The sequence below is a fragment of the Mesorhizobium sp. WSM4848 genome (assembly GCF_055811375.1).
Genome location: NZ_JBVVPX010000001.1, coordinates 47,884 through 66,161, shown reverse-complemented (window position 1 = coordinate 66,161; position 18,278 = coordinate 47,884). Strand labels below are relative to the sequence as shown.

Genomic DNA, 18,278 nt, shown 5'->3' with positions numbered 1-18,278 from the left:
GATACCGTTTAATCTCGCACCCCAGGCAAGGTAATGGGTAATCGCGCCACCAGGCGACTTTGTCGCGATAGTTTTGGTCGAAACGGCGGACCAACGTATCAATCCTTCCAGGTCTTGAAAGACCAGCGGTCATCCCGGTTTCGGGAGGCTTGCTTCGATGAAGAGGCACTGGTCACGGTCGCGTCCCCACAGGTGGTGTAGCTCAGCTCGGCGGTAGCGACGCCGCTCGCCAGCGCGCCCCTCGATAGCGCTGTTGCGAGCGAGCGGCTTTGCGGTGGTCATCGACAGAACCTGCGCGCGCTCGAGGAGAAGACTCCGGATTCCGATCTATTGCGCGAGATGATTGGCTTTGCCGCCAAGCGGCTGATGGGGCTGGAGGTTGGAGTCGCCATCGGCGCCGGCTACGGCGAGAAGAACCCGTTGCGCACGGCCCAGCGCAACGGCTATCGCGAGCGCGACTGGGAGACGCGCCGGCACCGTCGAACTGCGCATCCCCAAGCTCAGGAAGGGCTCCTATTTCCCGGGTTCTTCTACAGGGTCGCGCCCGGACACCAAGCTAGCCGCGAAGCCTGAGGAACAAGTCTCGCGCATTGAACAGGTCAGAGCGCACCAGCACGAAGATAGACGTACAATAGACAGCGGCTCCAAGGACAATTGCGCTAATAAGAAGCGTCTCCTGCGCGGCGTGCTCAGGCGCGCTGCTTAGCCACGCACTGACGGCGCCGAACATCAGGAGGGCGGCGAGAGCCAGTCGCGGGAAGATCTCAAGGGGTCTCAGCACGTCGATACGCGCGATGCGCTGAGCGTAGAAGAGGAAGATTGGTAGGAGGACCAGGCCGCAGGCTACGAGCGCCACCATCGTCATCTCAAGGCTGATCTGCGCAGTGACGGACAACAGCATCGTTGCGACAACGGAGTAGGCTATATTCAACTTCAGGATCAACCTGGAGTGACCCATTGCAAGGATCGTAAACGCGCAGAGGCTGTCAATCGTGCGTTGCAGGCCCAGCAGCATGAGAATCTGGACAGCGACGACCCCGCTGGCCCATTGCGGGCCGAAGATAAAGGGAACCGCGATCGGTGCGATCGCGGCAAATCCGATGAATGCAGGGAAGCCCGCTATCCCGGCGATACGGACAGTCGTGTCGAAGAAACGGTCGATCTTTTCGGGTTGATCTTGAATCCGTGCCACCGTGGGCATAGTGACAGCCATCAGCGGACTGAGGAATACTTGCACCAGAAGGTCGAGCGGACGACGGGCGAGAGCATAGACTCCGACCGCGTGGGGGCCGAGGAACGTACCGAGTAGGACCTTTGGAATTTCCTCATTCAAAAAACTCCAAAAAGTCTGGACGATAAGCGGGCCGCCGAATCCTAATAGGTCACGAACCTTTGCATAGGAGAAGGTCAGACGGGGCCGCCAAGAACTGCCAACGAGAAGTACAGCGGTTTCCACAGCCGCTTTTGCAAGGTGCATCCAAATCATGCTCCATACGCCGAAACCGGCTATTACCAAGACGATGCCGAGCGTGCCGCCGACGACTGTGCCGGCAAGTGTACGCAACGCGAACAAGCGGAACTCGAGTTGGCGCTTCAACACAGCCGCAGGTACCGACGAGAGGGCCTGAATTACGACGACCACGCTGCTCCAGCGGATGAGATCTTCGAGAATGGGCTGTCCGAACGCTGCAGCAATCAAACCGGCAGACATCCAGATGAGCCCGCTAATCACCGCGCCGCTCGCGGCGAGAAGCCAGAAGGCCGAGTCAAAGTGTAAGGACTCAATTTTGGGGTGCTGAATGAGTGCCTCCGGTATTCCGGTCGTGACCGGAACAGCAAGAATGACGGGTACAACCATGGAGAGGGCGGCGAGGCCGAATGCTTCAGGTCCGAGGTGCCTGGCCAATACGACAAAAACGGCAAACATGGCTGCTTGCCGCCCCCATGTTTCGACTGCTGTCCAAGCTGCGCCGCTGACAATCTTCGCGCCGATCGATGTCATCGCATGCCTCTTTGTCCGTTGGAGGACGGAACTGCGACTTTCGATCGCGCAGTCAAGGCTTTCCGTCTTCGTCTCACGGCTGCGCCGCTAGCGATCTGGCCTGGTCTACGTGAATAAAAACGAGAGCCGTCGATCTCTCTCCGGCTATCGTTTATCGAGCTGGAATCTCGCGAACGCAGAGTCGTCGCGGGACACAGATGGCGTTTCTCATGCATGCTCGTCATTCTATTCCACCACCCCACAAGCACGCATGGCTGAGGATGCTGTGGTTGGCGAGGAAAGGTGGCTGCTTCCAGTTCTTATTGGTCATAGGCAGCTCCTCTGGAAATCCTCTTTGTAGCGCAATCAAATTAGGCAGTGTTACGGCTGATATCCTGATGTCATCGCGGCGGGCGCGTTGCTGGGATTGGAATTCGTTCGAGTGCATCGTGCCAAACCTTACGCCGGAGCGTGGGAACGTAAACGTCCCCAAACGGCGTATGTCTGTTTGGTGCAGCCTGATTACCGATTGACCATCCCGCGTTCCACAAGCCCACCCGCGCGGGCGATCAAGAAGCGGGCTTAGCAGCTGTCTCGGTCCGCTCGGCGGTGACCTTTCCAGGCTATATCCCTGCTCGACCATCTCTTTCAGCGCACGCCAGTCACGTAGCGTGGCGTTTCACATCCCCGGGTTGCGGCGTGGACCGTCAAGCTGCCGTTCAAGGGAATGTAATCGCTGAACCAGCGCTTGATGTACTCGCCCTTGTATCCGAGCGCGATGGCAAAGTCGCGATGGCCGTAGCGGTAGTAGTGCATCATGATGTGCCACAGCATCGGCATCGGACCGATCTCGACCATCGGCTTGGGACGGCTCTCTCCTTGGCCAGCAGTGGCCCAAATCCCCCCGCGAGGATACCCACTTTCATAAAGTCTTCCCCACCAACAAACACGGGTCTCGAACGCCCATGAGTTCTGTTACCATGGGCGTTCGGCGTTCAACAACGCGAGCGAACGGATGATGGGAAGCGCACCAATGTGGACCATTAGGCGGACCTTCAGCACCATGCTTGATCGTCAACTGCGACTGCGACTTAGGCCGTTTGAGATAGGCGACTGGTCAGCGTCGGCTGTCATTGTTGCGCCGCATCCGGATGACGAGACGCTGGGTTGCGGTGGCGTTGTGGCCAAAAAGATTGCCTCGGGCGCCCAGATCCGTTTTGTTTTCGTCACCGATGGCGCCGCGTCTCATCGCCACCTTATGCATCCTGAAACCTTGCGGACGACACGCGAGGCCGAAGCCATAGAAGCAGTTCATCGTCTGGGCGCATCATCCGAAAGTGTTACATTCTTACGCCTTCCAGACGGGGCGGCCAATCATCACGTTCATGAGATAACAGATGCGGTCGTGTCGATGCTCAACTCATGGCGGCCGCAGAGCGTTTTCGTGAACCATGCAAAGGATCCGACTTCCGATCATGTCGCCGTCAATGCAGCAGTTCGCGCGGCGCTTCGTGCCTATGGTCGCCCTGTCACGGTATTCGAGTATCCAGTCTGGTATTGGTACCATTGGCCATGGACAAGTCTGTGGGGCGATTTGCCGAATATGTGGCGTGTTACTTTGCGGCAGACGATCAAGACGGCGGCAGGGCTGCGGGCGCCGTCCACGTTCAATAGCCTCGCCTATGTTGGCGATGTTATCGGCGTAAAGCGTGAAGCGCTGGCGGCGCATGCGTCGCAGATGCAGCGCCTGGAGAACCAAGATGAATGGCGGACGCTGTCGGACTTGTCGGGGGGAGATTTCGTCGGGCGGTTGCTGGCCGGCTACGAAATGTTCACACGCTACGAAATCAACATTTAGCATGTTCGGCCGCCTGATCGCGGTCCTGATGATCGGGTACACCCTCGCAAGTTGCGACGCCGCTCAGGGACAGGGACCTGCCGAAGAAATTCTAGAGTCGGGTCTTGTTTTTGAACGCAAAGAGATTGCCCCCTATTCAGGAGACGTAAAGCTTGTTGGCGATATAGACGGCGATAGTCGACTAGATTTCGTTCTTGGCGGCTTCCCCGAGGATGCGATGTCTTGGTGGCGGTGGCCCGATCTGGTTCACACCGTAATCGCGAGGCCCCGCGTCGAGTTCACCACCGACGGCGTGCTTGCCGACATCGATGGGGACGGTGATCCCGACATCGTCACGGCCGATGGGCCCGATGCTGTCAATCTCGTCTGGTTCGAGAACCCGCGGCCGAATGGTAACCCGACCCGCGGTCCCAGCTGGAAGCGTCGGGAAATCGGTGCAGTCGGCAGCTGGGGCAAAGACATCAAGGCGGCTGATTTCGACGGGGACGGCCTCGTTGATATCGTCGTTCGGGCGCCTGGCGAAGTGATGATTTTCTTCCAAGAAAGCCCCAGCTCCTGGACCCGCGTGGGCTTGTTCTTCTTCAACCTTGGCGAAGAGGGAATGGCAATCGGTGATATTGACGGCGATGCTGATGTCGATCTCGTCCTGCACGGAGTATGGGCGTCGAATCCAGGCGCAGCGGCAGCACGCGATGCAGCACTATGGCGCAGCTACGAGCTTGGTCCGTTCAATCCTGCATTCAAGGCGCTTGTCACCGACCTTGACCAGGACGGCCGCGCCGACATTCTGACTTCAAGTTCCGAGCACACTGACGACGTCGCCTGGTTCCAGCCCCTCGCCGGACCGACGGGCCGCTGGATCCGCCATGTCATTCAGCCTTCTGTCGCGGGCGCCCATACGCTGCAGGCCGCCGACATGGACGGAGACGGGGACAACGATGTCGTTGTCGGGCAGATGCATACGACCGAGGAGCGCAAGCTCGCGATCCATTACAATATCGACGGGCGAGGAACGCGCTGGGCCCGTCAAGTGATCGACGATGTGGGTCTCCACAACGGCGTCGTCGCCGATGTCGACAGGGACGGCGATTTTGACATCTATGGGGCGAACTGGGTGGGCAACCCGCCTGTCAGAGTGTGGATCAATCGGCTGGATCCGCCTGCATCGGTCCGCCTCGACCGCTGGACCTATCATCGCATCACGAACGGGCACGTCCGCTCCTTTGGGATCGCTTTTTCCGCCATGGATGGTGATGATCTCACTGACATCATCTCGGGTCCGTTCTGGTACCGTCAACCGTCCGAAGCCTGGAACACAGAATGGGAACGGACCCCGCTTGCCGAGGGTGTGGACGCGGTCGCAGCCCTGGATCTCGATGGTGACGGGCGCGGGGAGGTCATAGCACAGCGCGGCGGAGGCAGGGCGCTGCACCTGGTGTGGCTCCATGCCGAGGACATTGAAGCGCGCCGCTTTGAAGAGCACGGGATCGGAGAGGTTCCCGCCGCCAGTCATGAGCTCGGCTCTCAGGGCCATGCGCTAGCCCAGGTCGTAAAAGGTGGGAAGCCGGAGCTGGCGGTCTCGAGTGGCGGTGGGGTTTTCTATTTTAAGATTCCTGACGATCCGACAGTCGAGCCATGGCCGCGCACCCGCATCTGCGCCGAAGCGTCTGATGAAGGGATCGCATTCGCCGATATCGATGGCGACGGTCTACTTGACCTTGTCGCCACGACCGGCGATGCAAAGACGGTCGCATGGTGGCGCAATCCAGGTGACGGCTCGCCAGACTGGGAGCTTCGGCATGTTGGAAAAGTTCCTGAAATGGTCTATCCCGACCGCGTCGCGGCCGCCGATCTTGATGGCGATGGACGTGCGGACATCGTCGTGACCGAGGAAAATGGCAAAGCCGACAGCGCTAAGGCGTATTGGTGGCACAACCCCGGCGACAGCTCCTCCGACTGGGAGCAACACGAAATCACCTCGCGCGGTTCCCTTAATAGCCTTTCAGTGTCCGATATGACTGGGGACGGCAGGCCGGATCTTATCATGGGCGAGCATCGCGGCGCACTTCGCCTCTCGAGCTGGCATAATCTGGGTGGGGGACGGTTCATCGAGCAGCTGGTCGGCGAAGGGATGGAAAGCCATCTGGGAGCAAGGACGGTCGACCTCGACGGTGACGGAGATCTCGACATCGTGTCGATCGCATGGGACGCATTCGAAGCGATCCATGTCTGGCGGAATGACGCGGTCGGCAAGGATGCTGATGGCGACCAAAAGGCCCGCTGACGGGGAGGGGTGAGCATCGGCCGGCGCCGCATGAACCGTAGCGACCTCGTCCGGCACCACCTGTTTACGCGGCTGCGCGGGCGCTCATGCCTCGACGCTCAAGTCCGGGAAAAATGCGATGCGCTGAATGAATTCAACCGCTCGACGTGTTAAACTATTCGACGTTGTCGCTAGCAGGTTGACCAAGCCAGTGCGCAAGTCCGGCCGCTCATGCCTTTACGACGTTGTCGGTGCGTGACTGACTACGCGCACAAGCATTTCTGGTATCGAGCACCAGCTTTGCGTGCTTGGTGATGTTCTGCCAATCAATCGCATCATGATCTGTCGAGATGACAACGGCATCATACGATGCCAAACTGCTAGCGCAGATATCCACAGAGGAGCGACCTGCCAGGGTGGCGTACTCTCTTGTTCCGGGTATCTCCGGTACGTAGGGGTCGTGGTAATCAACGACTGCCCCGCGTCGCTCCATGATGTCGATCAGCTTCAACGATGGGCTTTCTCGTGTGTCACCCACGTTTTTCTTGTAGGACATCCCGATCACCAAGATCCGCGAACCGCTCAGGCCGCGGCTGGCTCGCCGGTCCAAGGCCTCCACAAGGCGGTCAACCACATAATGCGGCATGTTCGTGTTGATTTCACCGGCAAGCTCAATGAAGCGTGTTGTTACTTCGTACTCTCTTGCCTTCCAGGTCAGGTAGAATGGGTCGATCGGGATGCAGTGCCCGCCGAGGCCGGGGCCTGGATAAAACGCCATATATCCGAACGGCTTGGTCTTGGCGGCTTCGATCACCTCCCAGACGTCGATGCCCATCCTGTCAAAAATCACCTTTAGCTCATTGACCAACGCAATGTTCACAGAGCGAAATATGTTCTCGGTCAGCTTCACAGCCTCTGCCGTTGCGGTGGAGGCCACGGGAACGGTTTGCACGATGATCTGGTCGTACAGTTCCTTGGCAACCTGTAGGGACGATGGGTCGTCGGCGCCTATTACCTTTGCAACTGTGGCGGTGGTGTGTACGTCGTTGCCTGGGTCCACCCGTTCGGGCGAATAGGCGAGAAAAAAGTCCTTTCCTAGAGAAAGATTCGTCGCCTCGAGCAGCGGCTGCACGACCTCTCGCGTCGTTCCTGGCCAGGTCGTCGACTCCAGAACGACAAGTTGACCAGGGCGCAGCCGCTCCGCGATCGCACTTGCGCTGTTTTCGACGAACGACAGATTCGGCTCCCGGTTTTTGGTAAGCGGCGTTGGCACCGCTATCAAGATCGCGTCGGGTTCGCTTAGGTCGGCGAAATCGCTGGTGGCCCGAAACCGCTTGCTGTCGACAGCCACTTTGATGGCAGCACCAGGCAAATGATCTATGCCGGTTTCTCCGCGGTTAAGAAGTGCAACCCGAGACGCGTCGATGTCGAAACCGATGACTTTGAACCCCGCGTCCAGCGAGATCATGGCGAGCGGCAAACCAACGTAGCCGAGGCCCATGATGCCAATGGTGTAGTCGCGCGTTCGGATGCGGTTAAGCAGTTCCTGAAGGTCTGGAGCAGTCTGCATGAGATGCTGGCACTTTCGCTTCAATGTCGACAATAAAGGATCGCCTCAATTACCGCGGGGAAGCAGTTCACAGCAATCAGCAAAATGTATGCGCTTAGCCAACCCCGGAGCTGAAAATAGCATGGATTGCACCATTGGGAGAACAGCCGAAATGCTTACCCCAAGCCACGTTGTCAAATAAACCTTGCGCTGCCACATTTAACTTTCAAGCGACGTAAAGGATCTGGGAGCCACCTGCGCTCGCGAGATCGAAGATGCCGCGTTTGGCGAAGGGACGCACATTGCGTCAGTCGATTAAACTGTTCGGTTGAGGTGGGGATTATGACGCAATCGATCCTGGTAACTGGTGGAGCGGGCAATATTGGCAGTGCCCTCACTCGCGCGTTGGTCAAGCTACCTCAGACCCAGGTGGTCGTCGCTGACAACCTGTCGACCGGAAGTCGAGACAAGGTACGAATAGACGCGGGCAATCTGACCGTAGTAAAGGCGGATGCAAACGATTTCGACGACATCTCATCGTTGTTCTACCGCTTCCATTTCACCCACGTCTTCCACTTCGCAGCCGTGGTCGGTGTGCAGCGGACTTTGGCAAATCCGTTGCTCGTGCTGCGCGACATCACCGGTATCGAGAACGTGCTGAGGCTATGCAAGAATACCGGCGCCGAGCGTGTCTACTTCGCTTCGTCATCGGAGGTATATGGCGAGCCTTTCGAGATTCCTCAAAACGAGAGCACCACGCCGCTTAATTCACGTCTGCCGTATGCAGTGGTGAAGAATGTTGGAGAGGTCTATCTGCGCACTTTTCAGCGTGAGTTTGGACTGCCATTTACCATTTTTCGCTTCTTCAACACCTACGGACCACGTCAGAGCGAGGATTTCGTTCTGCCGCGATTTGTGCGTGCCGCCCTGCGCGGCGAGCCCCTGACGATTTACGGGGACGGTTCGCAGACACGCACCTTCTGCTATGTCGACGACACGGTTGACGCTTGCATCGCGGTTCATCGAACGCGCGCGCACGAGAACGAAGTGATCAACGTGGGCAGCGACGTGGAAATGAGCATTCGACAGCTGGCCGAGTTTGTCATCGAAGTGCTGGGCTCGTCATCGAAGTTGGAATTCGGACCGCCCCTTGCGGAGGGCGACATGACGCGCCGCTGTCCTGACACGAACAAGATGAAGGCTATATTGAACCGCCCCCTGGTGCCGCTCGAAGAGGGCATTCGCCGCCTCGCCGACCACCTCTCCCGACCGGAAGACCGCCCTGCACTTAGAAGAGTCGCCTGAACGAGCTGACGGTGGGGAGTGACATGAAGCTCGTATACGTCGGTCAGCCGTACGATAGACTTTTTCCGCCTGTTCAAAACTCAATCGGGCTGATCGTCTACAATACGGCGCTGCGGCTCGGCGAAGGCCTGCAGATTACGCTCTATGGCAAGCATTATCGAGACGATACGGTGCCCGCGGACCTGCCGTTCGCGGTGCGGCGGGCTCCGGCGCGGCGTGACCACGCGCTGCAGCGGGTCATCCACCAGTTTCCGCGTCTGGCGCGCTGGTTGTGGCTGGATCGGAAGGCCGATGACCACTCGCAATATCGTAACAAGGTTCGTCGCTACCTCGCCGTCGATCAACCAGATATCGTCCATTTGATGAATTACTGGAAATGGTGCCGGGAACTGAAGGCAGCCAGCTCATCTCATCGGCTCGTGCTTGAGATGCAGTGTGAGTGGCTGTCACAGCGTGACCGCGATCAGGTGGCCCGTCAGCTCAAGGTGGTGGATGCGGTGGTCGCCGTCAGCGACCACATCGCAAGGACCTTTCGTTCTGCATTCCCGGACTATCCTGGCGTCGTTGCCACTGTCGGTAACGGCGTGGACGTTTCTTACTTTCGGCCGAGCGAGCAGCGGGCTTCCGCATCCACCAGAACCCGACGTGTTATCCTGTTCGTTGGGCGGGTGTCGCCAGAGAAGGGGCTTCACACACTGATCGAGGCCTTCAGTGAGGTTGCGGCCAGGTTCGCGGACGTGGAACTTCGGATCGCAGGGCCGCATTCGCCGCTTCCGGTGGACTTCGTGACCAGCCTCTCGTCGGATCCGCGGGTTACCGCGTTGAGCCGTTTCTACGATCGCTGGGGCAATTGCAAATATCGGGAACACTTAGAGGAACTCATCGAGAGCCACGGGTTACGTGATCGAGTTCACTTCGTGGGCAACGTGCCCCACAAGGACCTCGTAGCGACGTACCATGAGGCCGACATTGTGGTGAATCCGTCACTCAGCGAGAGCTTCGGAATATCGGTCGTGGAGGGCATGGCCTGCGGGATACCGGTGGTGGGAACGCGCGTGGGCGGGATGTGTGAATCCATTCTAGCTGGCAGCACCGGGATGCTGGTCGAAGTCGATGCTCCTGGCGAGCTCGCCCAGGCATTGATCACGATGCTGGAGGATACGGTCCGGGCAAGCGAAATGGGAAACGAAGGGCGCAAGCGTGCCGTCGAGCTGTATTCGTGGGAGGCGCGCGCAGAACGGCTCAAGTCCGTCTATCAGAAACTGCGCCCAGGCACGCGGGTCCATGTTTCCACAAAGATCGTGAGCCATTGAGCCTTAGCGGTGGGCGGCGATCGCCAAGTGCCTCGCAGCTTGTAGGCCGATGTGATGCGCATGCGGCGACCCTCAGTGTAGCGCTCAACCCGGTGAGCGTATCGGTCTACGGCCAACCCATGTCGGATTGGAATGGGCCCGTCAGGCCCGCCGTTCTCTTCCCTAACGGCCGTCAGGTGCACCCAGCCCAAAAGGCGGAGTGAAGGAGGCCGAGTGAACCTGGCTGTAACGCTCCGCAATCTGTTCTCCAAATCGCAACGCATTGCTGGTGGCGAGGCGGGTGGCCTCAGGATCGTAACGCGAGGCGGCGACCCAGATTTTGCGCGGGGCGCCTACGAGCCGCCGGTCCAGCAGCTACTTGCATCGAACCTGAACGCAGGTGACGTATTCTACGACATCGATTGCGGCGCGCCCGCGTGGGGGCGGCAGGGCGCGTCTACGCATTTGAACCGGTGCCGCAAAGCGCTGCCGCGATTGAGCAGAGCGCTCGGCCCAACAGGTTCGACACCATCTGTGTGTTCGCCGAAGCGGTCGGTCCTAAGTGCGCACCGCCCACAGGTGATCTATGAGCTCGACGACGCCAGGCGCGAGGGCTTCAGCGCAAGGCCCGGGCGATCGCGTCGTTTATGGCATCGATGGACTATGGGTAACCATTCTGCCCGCTTCCTACGCCAATGGGAACTGGCACGTCGAGCATGTGCTGGCGGTCCGGCGAGCGAAACCGCGTCTATCCGACGGGCGGAGCCGTCGGCTTCGACCGAGGTCGTCTTCAAACATGGGCACCGGCCCAACGACAGCCGAACTATGCAGTGCGGAGGATCGGCAGCCGCATATGAATCGCGCGTTTCTCAACAAGATGCCAGCTGAGAAAGCCCGCGCAGACTGCTATAGGCAAGGTCAAGATCGTTAGCTGCATAGGCGTGATTGCCGGAACATACATGATCAGTAGCTTCTGAATCGGCCATGCGTAGAGATACACGCCGTACGATATATCATTCCTTCGGTTAATCGAATTCAAGACGCTGTTCTCGTTTAGAAACGCCAAATACAGGACCAGATAACCTCCAAATACGCCCACTGCGAGGGGCGCTAGCCGTTCCGAGCACATCCCGCCTATGAGAAGGATACAGCACAAAAGCGCTACCCGATTGCTCCTCCTCACATTCTCCTTGAGCAGCTGAAACAACGCCCCAATGGAAAATATCATCGTAAAACGTACGGCATCGTCCACGTTACCGATGGGCTCAAAGTTTCCAAGGTCGTAGCGAAAGTAGACACCTTGCGAAATGGAACTAACGAGGATTATGGCCAGTGACACTGACATGATCGAAAAGACAAGCGTGGCGCGACCGAGACAGAATACCACAATTGCCACAAGCACATAACAGCGAAACTCGTATGCAATAGTCCATAGTGATCCATTAACATCTGGTGCATGGGACCCGGCAAACGCCGATCCTACCTGCGCCGGGTTCAGCAAGAGCGCCATTTTGGAAAGCTTAGCCGCCCACTGGCTCGGAGATAGTTCATCAAAGTCACCACCTCCAAGCCAAAATACCAGACTAATGCTGATCAAGTATGCCGCAACAAAACCCGGAACTATACGAAGTACACGTCTGGACATAAAGGCGTAGACGCTGCTTCGCATCGCGCTGTCGAGCACGAGGAAGCCACTAATGAAGAAGAAGCCGTAAACAGCTACCTGGCCGGAGGTCAACGTACCGAAGATGTTCTTCAGCACCTCACGATTCGAGTTCCCATCTATAAGTTCCGGCGAGTGGGATATAATAACAAGCGACGCAAAGAATAGCCGGAAGAAGCTTAGAGCGTTGGGCCTTCGTAAGTCGAAATCACTCATTTGATAGCCTTCGAGAAGTGACCTCTTGCGTCGGGCATTGCGATCTCAGCAAGGAGACCCGTTTTTGGGCAGAGCGCGTCAAAGTGAGCTTAGAGGCCGCCGATGGGCATTGTAAGTTCGTCCTTTGAGAGCCGAATTCATCCTTTCGAAGGTACGTGCCTCACGACCTAGTGGATTGATTCCAACGTTTGGAACCCGCGGTTTCGGGCGGCGATGATGTCATCGGGGTTGGCTTCCAGATGAATGGTCGCGGGTTCTCGGCATTGTATTCGCGGATGAAGCGGTGGATGGCGGCCTGAAGATCGCGACACTGCTGGCTGAGGCCGGTCAACCTGCAACGGATCGACGTCGATGGAGTGGTAAAGTCAGGCCGTCAGCCGCAAAGGGTGGGTCGCCGAATGCCACCGCCTGAATCTACCGAGCGTCCGTCCACCCGCTCATCCGGAAAATCGCAAGGTACTGGTTTCACGTCATATTAGATTGTGAGTCAGACTCTAAGGCATCTGGCCTTTGGACTTTCCGGGTAGTCCCCATCACAGTTTCCTCGGTAATGGCGCGCGGCTGCATGGGAGGCGGTGCCACAAACAGCCTGGCGAGGCGTTGGTAGATGCCGAGGTCACCAGCGAAAGGACGCTCAAGCAGATGATAGGTTGCGAAACCCACGGCTACCGCCGCCGCCATGGTGGCGGGCGCGAGCAGGGCGCGAGCAGCGTCGTTCAACTCCAACCGATTGGCAAGGGCGATGACCGCCGCGATAAAGAAATAGTGTGACAGATATATCGAATAACTTGCGTCACCCGCACGTTGCATCAGTGGAGAGCCGATCCTTGTCCCTGATTGCTCCAGCCCGACTACTCCCGCCACAATCAAGCCGGATGCGATGCCGAACCTCAGGAAGGTATCGGTCGGTGGCGAGACGAGGACGTCGCCGAAACCGATGACTTCCCCTCCAAAAGCGAGCCAAGAGACCCCGGCGGCGAGGCATACCCACCACCTCATGGGATTTCTGGCGGTGCGCGCCGAATCGTGGAAGTAGCTCGCCGCCAGCACTCCCAATACGAAATCCATCAGGATTGGCCGCGTATAGAAAAAAGCCGCGACCCCATAATCGGAAAGACCTCCAATGCTGTTTCCGATACCGGCAAGAGAGACGATAACAGCGGTGATCGCCATGAGCCTGGCGCGTTTGGGCAACAACAACGCGACTGCAAAAATGCTGTAAAAAAACATTTCGTAGTTCAAAGTCCAACCAAGGTAGTAAATTGGGTAAAGGTTATCTGGCGTTTTCTCAAACGGAATAAAAACTAGAGCTTTTGCGATTTGAGAAACTTCTATTTGAGTGCTGTTTAAAACATCAGGCATGGTCGCGCTCAAAATCACTATAATAATTGTGAAAAACGTGTACAGAGGGGCCACCCTAAGGATACGCTTCCTGTAGAATTGAATGGGCCGTATGTTTTTATTTTGTGTCGTGCGGACCATGATGAATCCACTTATGACGAAAAATAGGTCCACACCTCCGTATCCAAAACTCCTGAGCCAATGCGGAAGGACGTCGGTCACGATCAGTTCCTGGGTATGAACCCAGACCACCAAAGTCGCGGCGATCGCCCGCATGACCTGAACATTGAAAACCATACCGGAAGGATTCCCGACTTCAACGTGGGCCTGGGCTCCGCATTTTCCTCTCGTCGCTGCCTACAAGGCGGGCGCTCCAGTCAACCTCGACCGGATCGACATCGGTGGGATCACAGACGCAAAGGGCAAGCCGCAGATCGCCGAATTATGCCACAATGATCTCTGCTGAGAGACCGAGCTTGCAGGCGGCCTGGGCAACTTCGTCTCGATAGAGCGGATTCATCACGACGATAGACTGCAGGGGCTTGCCGCGCAGGCTCTCGGGAGCAACCACCGGTGTCCCGGTGCCAGGAGCAAAGCGCCCCTGCTTGTGCGGGTTGACGTCGACCAGCGCCCCAATCCGCGCCCCTTCAGGAACGATGTTGACGAATGTAATGCCCTTTGATCCCGCACCCCAGACAACGGTCTGCTCCGGGTCTCGTGTTGCAAGGTAGTTGCGCCACCAGGCGACCTTGTCGCGATAGGTTCGGTCGAATCGGTGGACGAGCGCATCGATCTTTTCAGATTTTGAATACGGGGCCATCATCCGGGGTTCGCTAGGCTTTGCTTCGATGAAGAGGTACTGGTCACCGAACGACGCGCCCTGGTCAAGCACCTCGAATCCTGCTGTCTCCATCGCCACCCGCAGTGAGTGCGGCGTGAAGTAGGATACATGCTCGTAGATCAGATCCCAGATCCCCATGTCGCGCAATGTATAGAGGGCATTAGGCACCTCGATGTAAAATACGGTGCTCGGCTCAACGCCTGGATGGGAGCGAAGCCCCTGCAGGAAGGCGATCGGGCTGGCTATGTGCTCCAGGACGTGACGGCAGGAGACGAAGTCAGGCTTGACGTCCGGATAGGCATCGCTGAACCAGTCATTGATGAACTCGACGCCGGCGACGTCGTCGCCCCGATTCTCTTCGAAGCTCCTGTCGAAACCAATGCCTCTGGCGCCGCTGGTTGAGCAAAGTCGCTTGAGGAAATCACCCTTGCCGCAACCGATGTCCAAGGCCAGTTTTCCATCGAGTGCGTAAGCTGCGGACAGGCGATCAGCGAGATCCTCGACGAAGGCCACGAAGCGCGGCGAGAAATGCAGGGAATTCTCATAGTTTTGCGTATAGCCGATCCGACCGTCTTCAAACGCCGCATTGAAGAAATGTTCACAACTGCGGCAAAACGCGAGGACGAATTGGCCAGTCGGCGCAGCAGCGGCCGAGTTTGCGTCAGGGTGCAGGGAATTGCACGAAAATGGAATGGCTTCGAATGATACCGAGTGCAGCAGATCCTTGCGTCGACAGACAGGACAATCGCCGCGAAGACGCATCGAATTCGTCGTCGGTTCATACGCCTCGGCGCAGGCAGCGCTTTGGACTTGCACGGTCACACGATCCGCGGGTTCGGCACGGGAACGATGAATTTTCCGCCCCTGGCTCGATATTCAGCCTGTTGTTCCATGATTTCATCGAGGAAATTCCAGGCAAGCACGAGAACGTAGTCAGGTTGGGCCTCCAACAGAGCTTCCGTAGAGCGGATCGGAATTTTCTGACCGGGCATGTGCTTCCCCTGCTTGTGGGTGTTGCGGTCCACGACGAAGTCGACGAGATCGCGTCCGATGCCAACCGTATTGATCAAGGTGGCGCCTTTGGCCGCCGCCCCATAGGCGGCGATTGAGGCGCCGCTGGCTTTCAGCCGGTGTAGCAATGTGGAGAGCTCGACTTTCAATTTGTCGACCGTCGCGGAAAAATCGAGATAGTAATCGATGGCGTCGATCCCTCGTGCTCTTTCATGAGCGATCTGATTGGTGACGCTCGCTCCGACATGTTCCCGCATTTCGACATACAGGCGGAGTGAACCGCCATGAATCGACAAGTGTTTTACCTCGTTGAGATAAAGGCCATGGCGTCGAAACAGCTTGTCCAATGCCGTCACTGAAAAATAGCAGAGGTGCTCGTGGTAGATCGTGTCGAATTCGCAATGGTCGATCATTGGTTCGACATATGGCGCCTCGATCACCGCAACGCCGTCGTCCTTGAGCAACCGCGCAATGCCTGCAACAAAACCGTTGGTGTCGGCCACGTGGGCGAGAACGTTGTTTGCGTGAATGACGTCGGCCCGCATCTCCTGTTGGCGAAGCTTCTCCGCCAGTTCACGGGAAAAAAAGGCCAGGCGTGTCGGCACGCCTATTTTCTCCGCAGCGGCGGCGGGTCCTTCGGCGGGGTCGATGCCGAGTACTGGTATCCCCGCCTCGACATAGTTCTTCAGGAGATAGCCGTCGTTACTCGCCAACTCGACCACAAAGCTGTTGGCATCCAAGTTACGACGCTCGATCAAGTCACGCGCATTGTCTCGGGAATGCCTCAGCAGCGCTTGAGAGAATGAGGAGTAATAGGGGTAAGCATCGGCAAACAGAATTCTCGGGTTAACCGTCTCCGTGATCTGTACCAAACTGCAATCACAACAGAAGGCGACGTTGAGTGGGAAAGTTGGCTCTTCCTGGTCATCGTCGACGCTCACGGGAAGCCGATCGGCAAGTGGCGTCGTGCCGAGCTTCAGGAACGTGTCGATGTGACTCCCGCCGCAGGAGCGGCAAACCTGCTCGGTTACAGAGGCTGCACCAGCAATCATCATGGCCATGGCTCCCGGCTGTGTTTGCTCAAACCGCTACCGCAAACTGCGGCGTGCGGCGCAGATCGGTATCCAGTTCGCCATCTTGGATCAGCTTCTGCACATGGGCGATGCGCTTGAATCGCTCGCCCTCGAAGTCCCCAAGTGCAAGGCCTGCTGCGCGAAACGTGTGATAGAGCTGTTCGATACCGCGCCGCGCCGTCCATTGCGGCTTAAAACCGTGCAGGCGGCGACCAATATAGGTGCAGTCGACGCGATAGCACCGCTTGTCTGGCCCGGCGTCGGGCGCGAACTTCACGCGGCTGTCGGGAACGATCGTTTGCACCAACTCCGCGATCTCCCGAATCTGATAGTTTTCCGTGGTCAAGCCGACATTGAATGCCTCGTTGTGGACCAGCTCTCGCTCGGCTTCGAGTACGGCGATATAGGCCAGCGCGATGTCCTCCACATGGACGATCGGACGCCATGGCGAGCCGTCGCTCTTGAGATAGACCAGGCCGGTCGTGTAGGCCCAGGCGGTCAGGTTGTTGACCACGAGATCGAAGCGGATGCGAGGCGACAGGCCGTAGGCAGTGGAAGCACGCAGGAATGTCGGGCTGAACGATTGATCCGCCATCGGCGCGACCGCTCGCTCCACATTCGCCTTCGAGGCGCCGTAAGGCGTAACCGGGTTGAAGGGAGCATCTTCAGTTAGAAAGCTGTCGCCGGCCGCGCCGTAATTGCTGCAAGAGGAGGCATACAGGAACCGCTGGACACCGGCAGCCTTGGCGAGTCTCGCGAGCCTGACCGAAGCGCCGCAGTTGATTTCCTCGGTAAGCTGGGGTCGGTAGTCCCCCAACGGATCGTTTGACAGTCCGGCGAGATGGATGATCGCGTCGAAGCCGGCGACGTCGTCGATTTCGACGTCACGGATGTCTTTCTCGATCGTCGGCACATCGGCCAACGTCCCTACGAAAGTGCATGACCGGAAGATGTCGCTGTCCAGGCCCGTAACGTCATGGCCGCGTTCAAGCAGCATCGGAGTCAGGACGGAACCGATGTAACCGAGGTGGCCTGTAACCAGAACTTTCATCGATCAATTCCCATGTTTTCCAGGGCGCTTGCCCGCTATCCCACAATTTCTGAAGGAGATGCTTTTCGCGGATGGTGTCCATGCATTGCCAGAAGGATTCGTGGCGAAATGCCATCAGTTGGCCGTCGGCTGCGAGCCGTTGCATTGGCGCGTGTTCGAACATGACATCGTCGCCATCGATATAGTCCTTTATGCCCGGCTCGAGCACGAAGAAGGCGCCATTGATCCAACCCTCTGAGGCCTGTGGCTTTTCCGTGAAGTCGACAACGCGATGGCCGTCGAATTCGATGTGCCCATAGCGTGCTGGCGGACGCACCGCCGTCATCGTTGCAAGCTTGCCATGCGATTTGTGAAAGGCGATCAGTTTATCAAGGTTGACGTCCGAAACCCCATCGCCCCAGGTGAGCATGAATGTCTCGTCGCCCATCCAGTCGATCAGGCGTTTTATGCGGCCGCCCGTCAGCGTATTCAGTCCCGTCTCCACAAGATCGACGGACCAGTCAGGCAGCGAGTTCGAGTGGCGCTTGACGCTTCCCGATGCAGCATTGACAGTCAAGCTGCCATCGAATGCGACATAGTCGCTGAACCAGCGTTTGATGTATTCGCCCTTGTATCCCAACGCGACGGCGAATTCGCGGTGTCCATAGGCATAATAATGCATCATGATATGCCAAAGGATCGGCTTTGCTCCGATTTCGACCATTGGTTTCGGCCGGATCTCGGTTTCTTCCGCTAGCCGTGTTCCCAGTCCGCCAGCAAGAATTCCTACCTTCATTGTTTTCTCACCCCAATCGCCTACAGTGTTTTGCTACCATGCGCAGGTCGGGTTGAACC

General features: G+C 57.8%; 13 protein-coding genes and 2 pseudogenes. 5 read left to right on the top strand and 10 right to left on the bottom strand.

The window, feature by feature from the left end; all coding sequences use genetic code 11:
• Window positions 1-291: 291 nt before the first annotated feature.
• A pseudogene (locus AC0L16_RS00315) lies at window positions 292-523 on the top strand (transposase); the annotation flags it as partial.
• 33 nt (window positions 524-556) lie between these two features.
• Here AC0L16_RS00315 and AC0L16_RS00310 read toward each other — a convergent pair.
• Together AC0L16_RS00310 and AC0L16_RS00305 are read right to left on the bottom strand one after the other, a co-directional pair.
• Complete coding sequence (locus AC0L16_RS00310) at window positions 557-2,002, bottom strand: lipopolysaccharide biosynthesis protein (protein ID WP_473618393.1); 1,446 nt, start codon at window positions 2,000-2,002, stop codon at window positions 557-559.
• Window positions 2,003-2,629: 627 nt separating this feature from the next.
• Window positions 2,630-2,839, bottom strand: a complete 210-nt coding sequence (locus tag AC0L16_RS00305; protein WP_473618392.1) for a hypothetical protein — start codon at window positions 2,837-2,839, stop codon at window positions 2,630-2,632.
• A 175-nt stretch (window positions 2,840-3,014) separates the two neighbouring features.
• On the opposite strand from AC0L16_RS00305, the gene AC0L16_RS00300 reads away from it, so the two are divergent.
• Window positions 3,015-3,839, top strand: coding sequence for a PIG-L deacetylase family protein (locus tag AC0L16_RS00300; protein ID WP_473618391.1), 825 nt, complete (start codon window positions 3,015-3,017; stop codon window positions 3,837-3,839).
• 1 nt (window position 3,840) lies between these two features.
• A complete protein-coding gene (locus AC0L16_RS00295; RefSeq protein WP_473618390.1) occupies window positions 3,841-6,123 on the top strand; it encodes an FG-GAP repeat domain-containing protein in 2,283 nt (760 codons plus the stop codon).
• Between the two features lie 208 nt (window positions 6,124-6,331).
• Here the strand turns inward: AC0L16_RS00295 and AC0L16_RS00290 are convergent, their stop codons facing one another.
• Window positions 6,332-7,672: a nucleotide sugar dehydrogenase gene (locus AC0L16_RS00290; protein ID WP_287374588.1), complete on the bottom strand. Its 1,341-nt coding sequence runs from the start codon at window positions 7,670-7,672 to the stop codon at window positions 6,332-6,334.
• Window positions 7,673-7,993: 321 nt separating this feature from the next.
• Here AC0L16_RS00290 and AC0L16_RS00285 point away from each other — a divergent pair, with 321 nt between their 5' ends.
• Together AC0L16_RS00285 and AC0L16_RS00280 are read left to right on the top strand one after the other, a co-directional pair.
• The gene (locus AC0L16_RS00285; protein WP_287227199.1) at window positions 7,994-8,956 is read left to right on the top strand and encodes an NAD-dependent epimerase/dehydratase family protein; all 963 of its coding nucleotides are present in this window, start codon (window positions 7,994-7,996) and stop codon (window positions 8,954-8,956) included.
• A gap of 23 nt (window positions 8,957-8,979) precedes the next feature.
• Window positions 8,980-10,269, top strand: a complete 1,290-nt coding sequence (locus AC0L16_RS00280) for a glycosyltransferase family 4 protein (RefSeq protein WP_287227196.1) — start codon at window positions 8,980-8,982, stop codon at window positions 10,267-10,269.
• Window positions 10,270-11,071: 802 nt separating this feature from the next.
• Here AC0L16_RS00280 and AC0L16_RS00275 read toward each other — a convergent pair.
• From AC0L16_RS00275 to rfbF, 7 genes and pseudogenes are all read right to left on the bottom strand, one after another.
• Window positions 11,072-12,127, bottom strand: coding sequence for an acyltransferase family protein (locus tag AC0L16_RS00275; RefSeq protein ID WP_473618389.1), 1,056 nt, complete (start codon window positions 12,125-12,127; stop codon window positions 11,072-11,074).
• A gap of 167 nt (window positions 12,128-12,294) precedes the next feature.
• A pseudogene (locus AC0L16_RS00270) lies at window positions 12,295-12,434 on the bottom strand (IS630 family transposase); the annotation flags it as partial.
• Window positions 12,435-12,592: 158 nt separating this feature from the next.
• Window positions 12,593-13,765, bottom strand: a complete 1,173-nt coding sequence (locus AC0L16_RS00265) for an acyltransferase family protein (RefSeq protein ID WP_473618388.1) — start codon at window positions 13,763-13,765, stop codon at window positions 12,593-12,595.
• Between the two features lie 145 nt (window positions 13,766-13,910).
• Window positions 13,911-15,125 (bottom strand): class I SAM-dependent methyltransferase, encoded by a 1,215-nt coding sequence (locus AC0L16_RS00260; RefSeq protein WP_473618387.1) that lies wholly within the window; start codon window positions 15,123-15,125, stop codon window positions 13,911-13,913.
• Window positions 15,126-15,127: 2 nt separating this feature from the next.
• The gene (locus AC0L16_RS00255) at window positions 15,128-16,381 is read right to left on the bottom strand and encodes a class I SAM-dependent methyltransferase (RefSeq protein WP_473618386.1); all 1,254 of its coding nucleotides are present in this window, start codon (window positions 16,379-16,381) and stop codon (window positions 15,128-15,130) included.
• Between the two features lie 19 nt (window positions 16,382-16,400).
• Window positions 16,401-17,444 carry an NAD-dependent epimerase/dehydratase family protein gene (locus AC0L16_RS00250; RefSeq protein ID WP_473618385.1) on the bottom strand — a complete coding sequence of 348 codons (1,044 nt, stop codon included), beginning with the start codon at window positions 17,442-17,444 and terminating at the stop codon, window positions 16,401-16,403.
• Entirely contained in the window at window positions 17,380-18,219 is an 840-nt protein-coding gene (rfbF, locus tag AC0L16_RS00245; protein ID WP_473618384.1) for a glucose-1-phosphate cytidylyltransferase, read from the bottom strand. The genes AC0L16_RS00250 and rfbF overlap by 65 nt, the downstream gene beginning before the upstream one ends.
• Window positions 18,220-18,278: the final 59 nt, after the last annotated feature.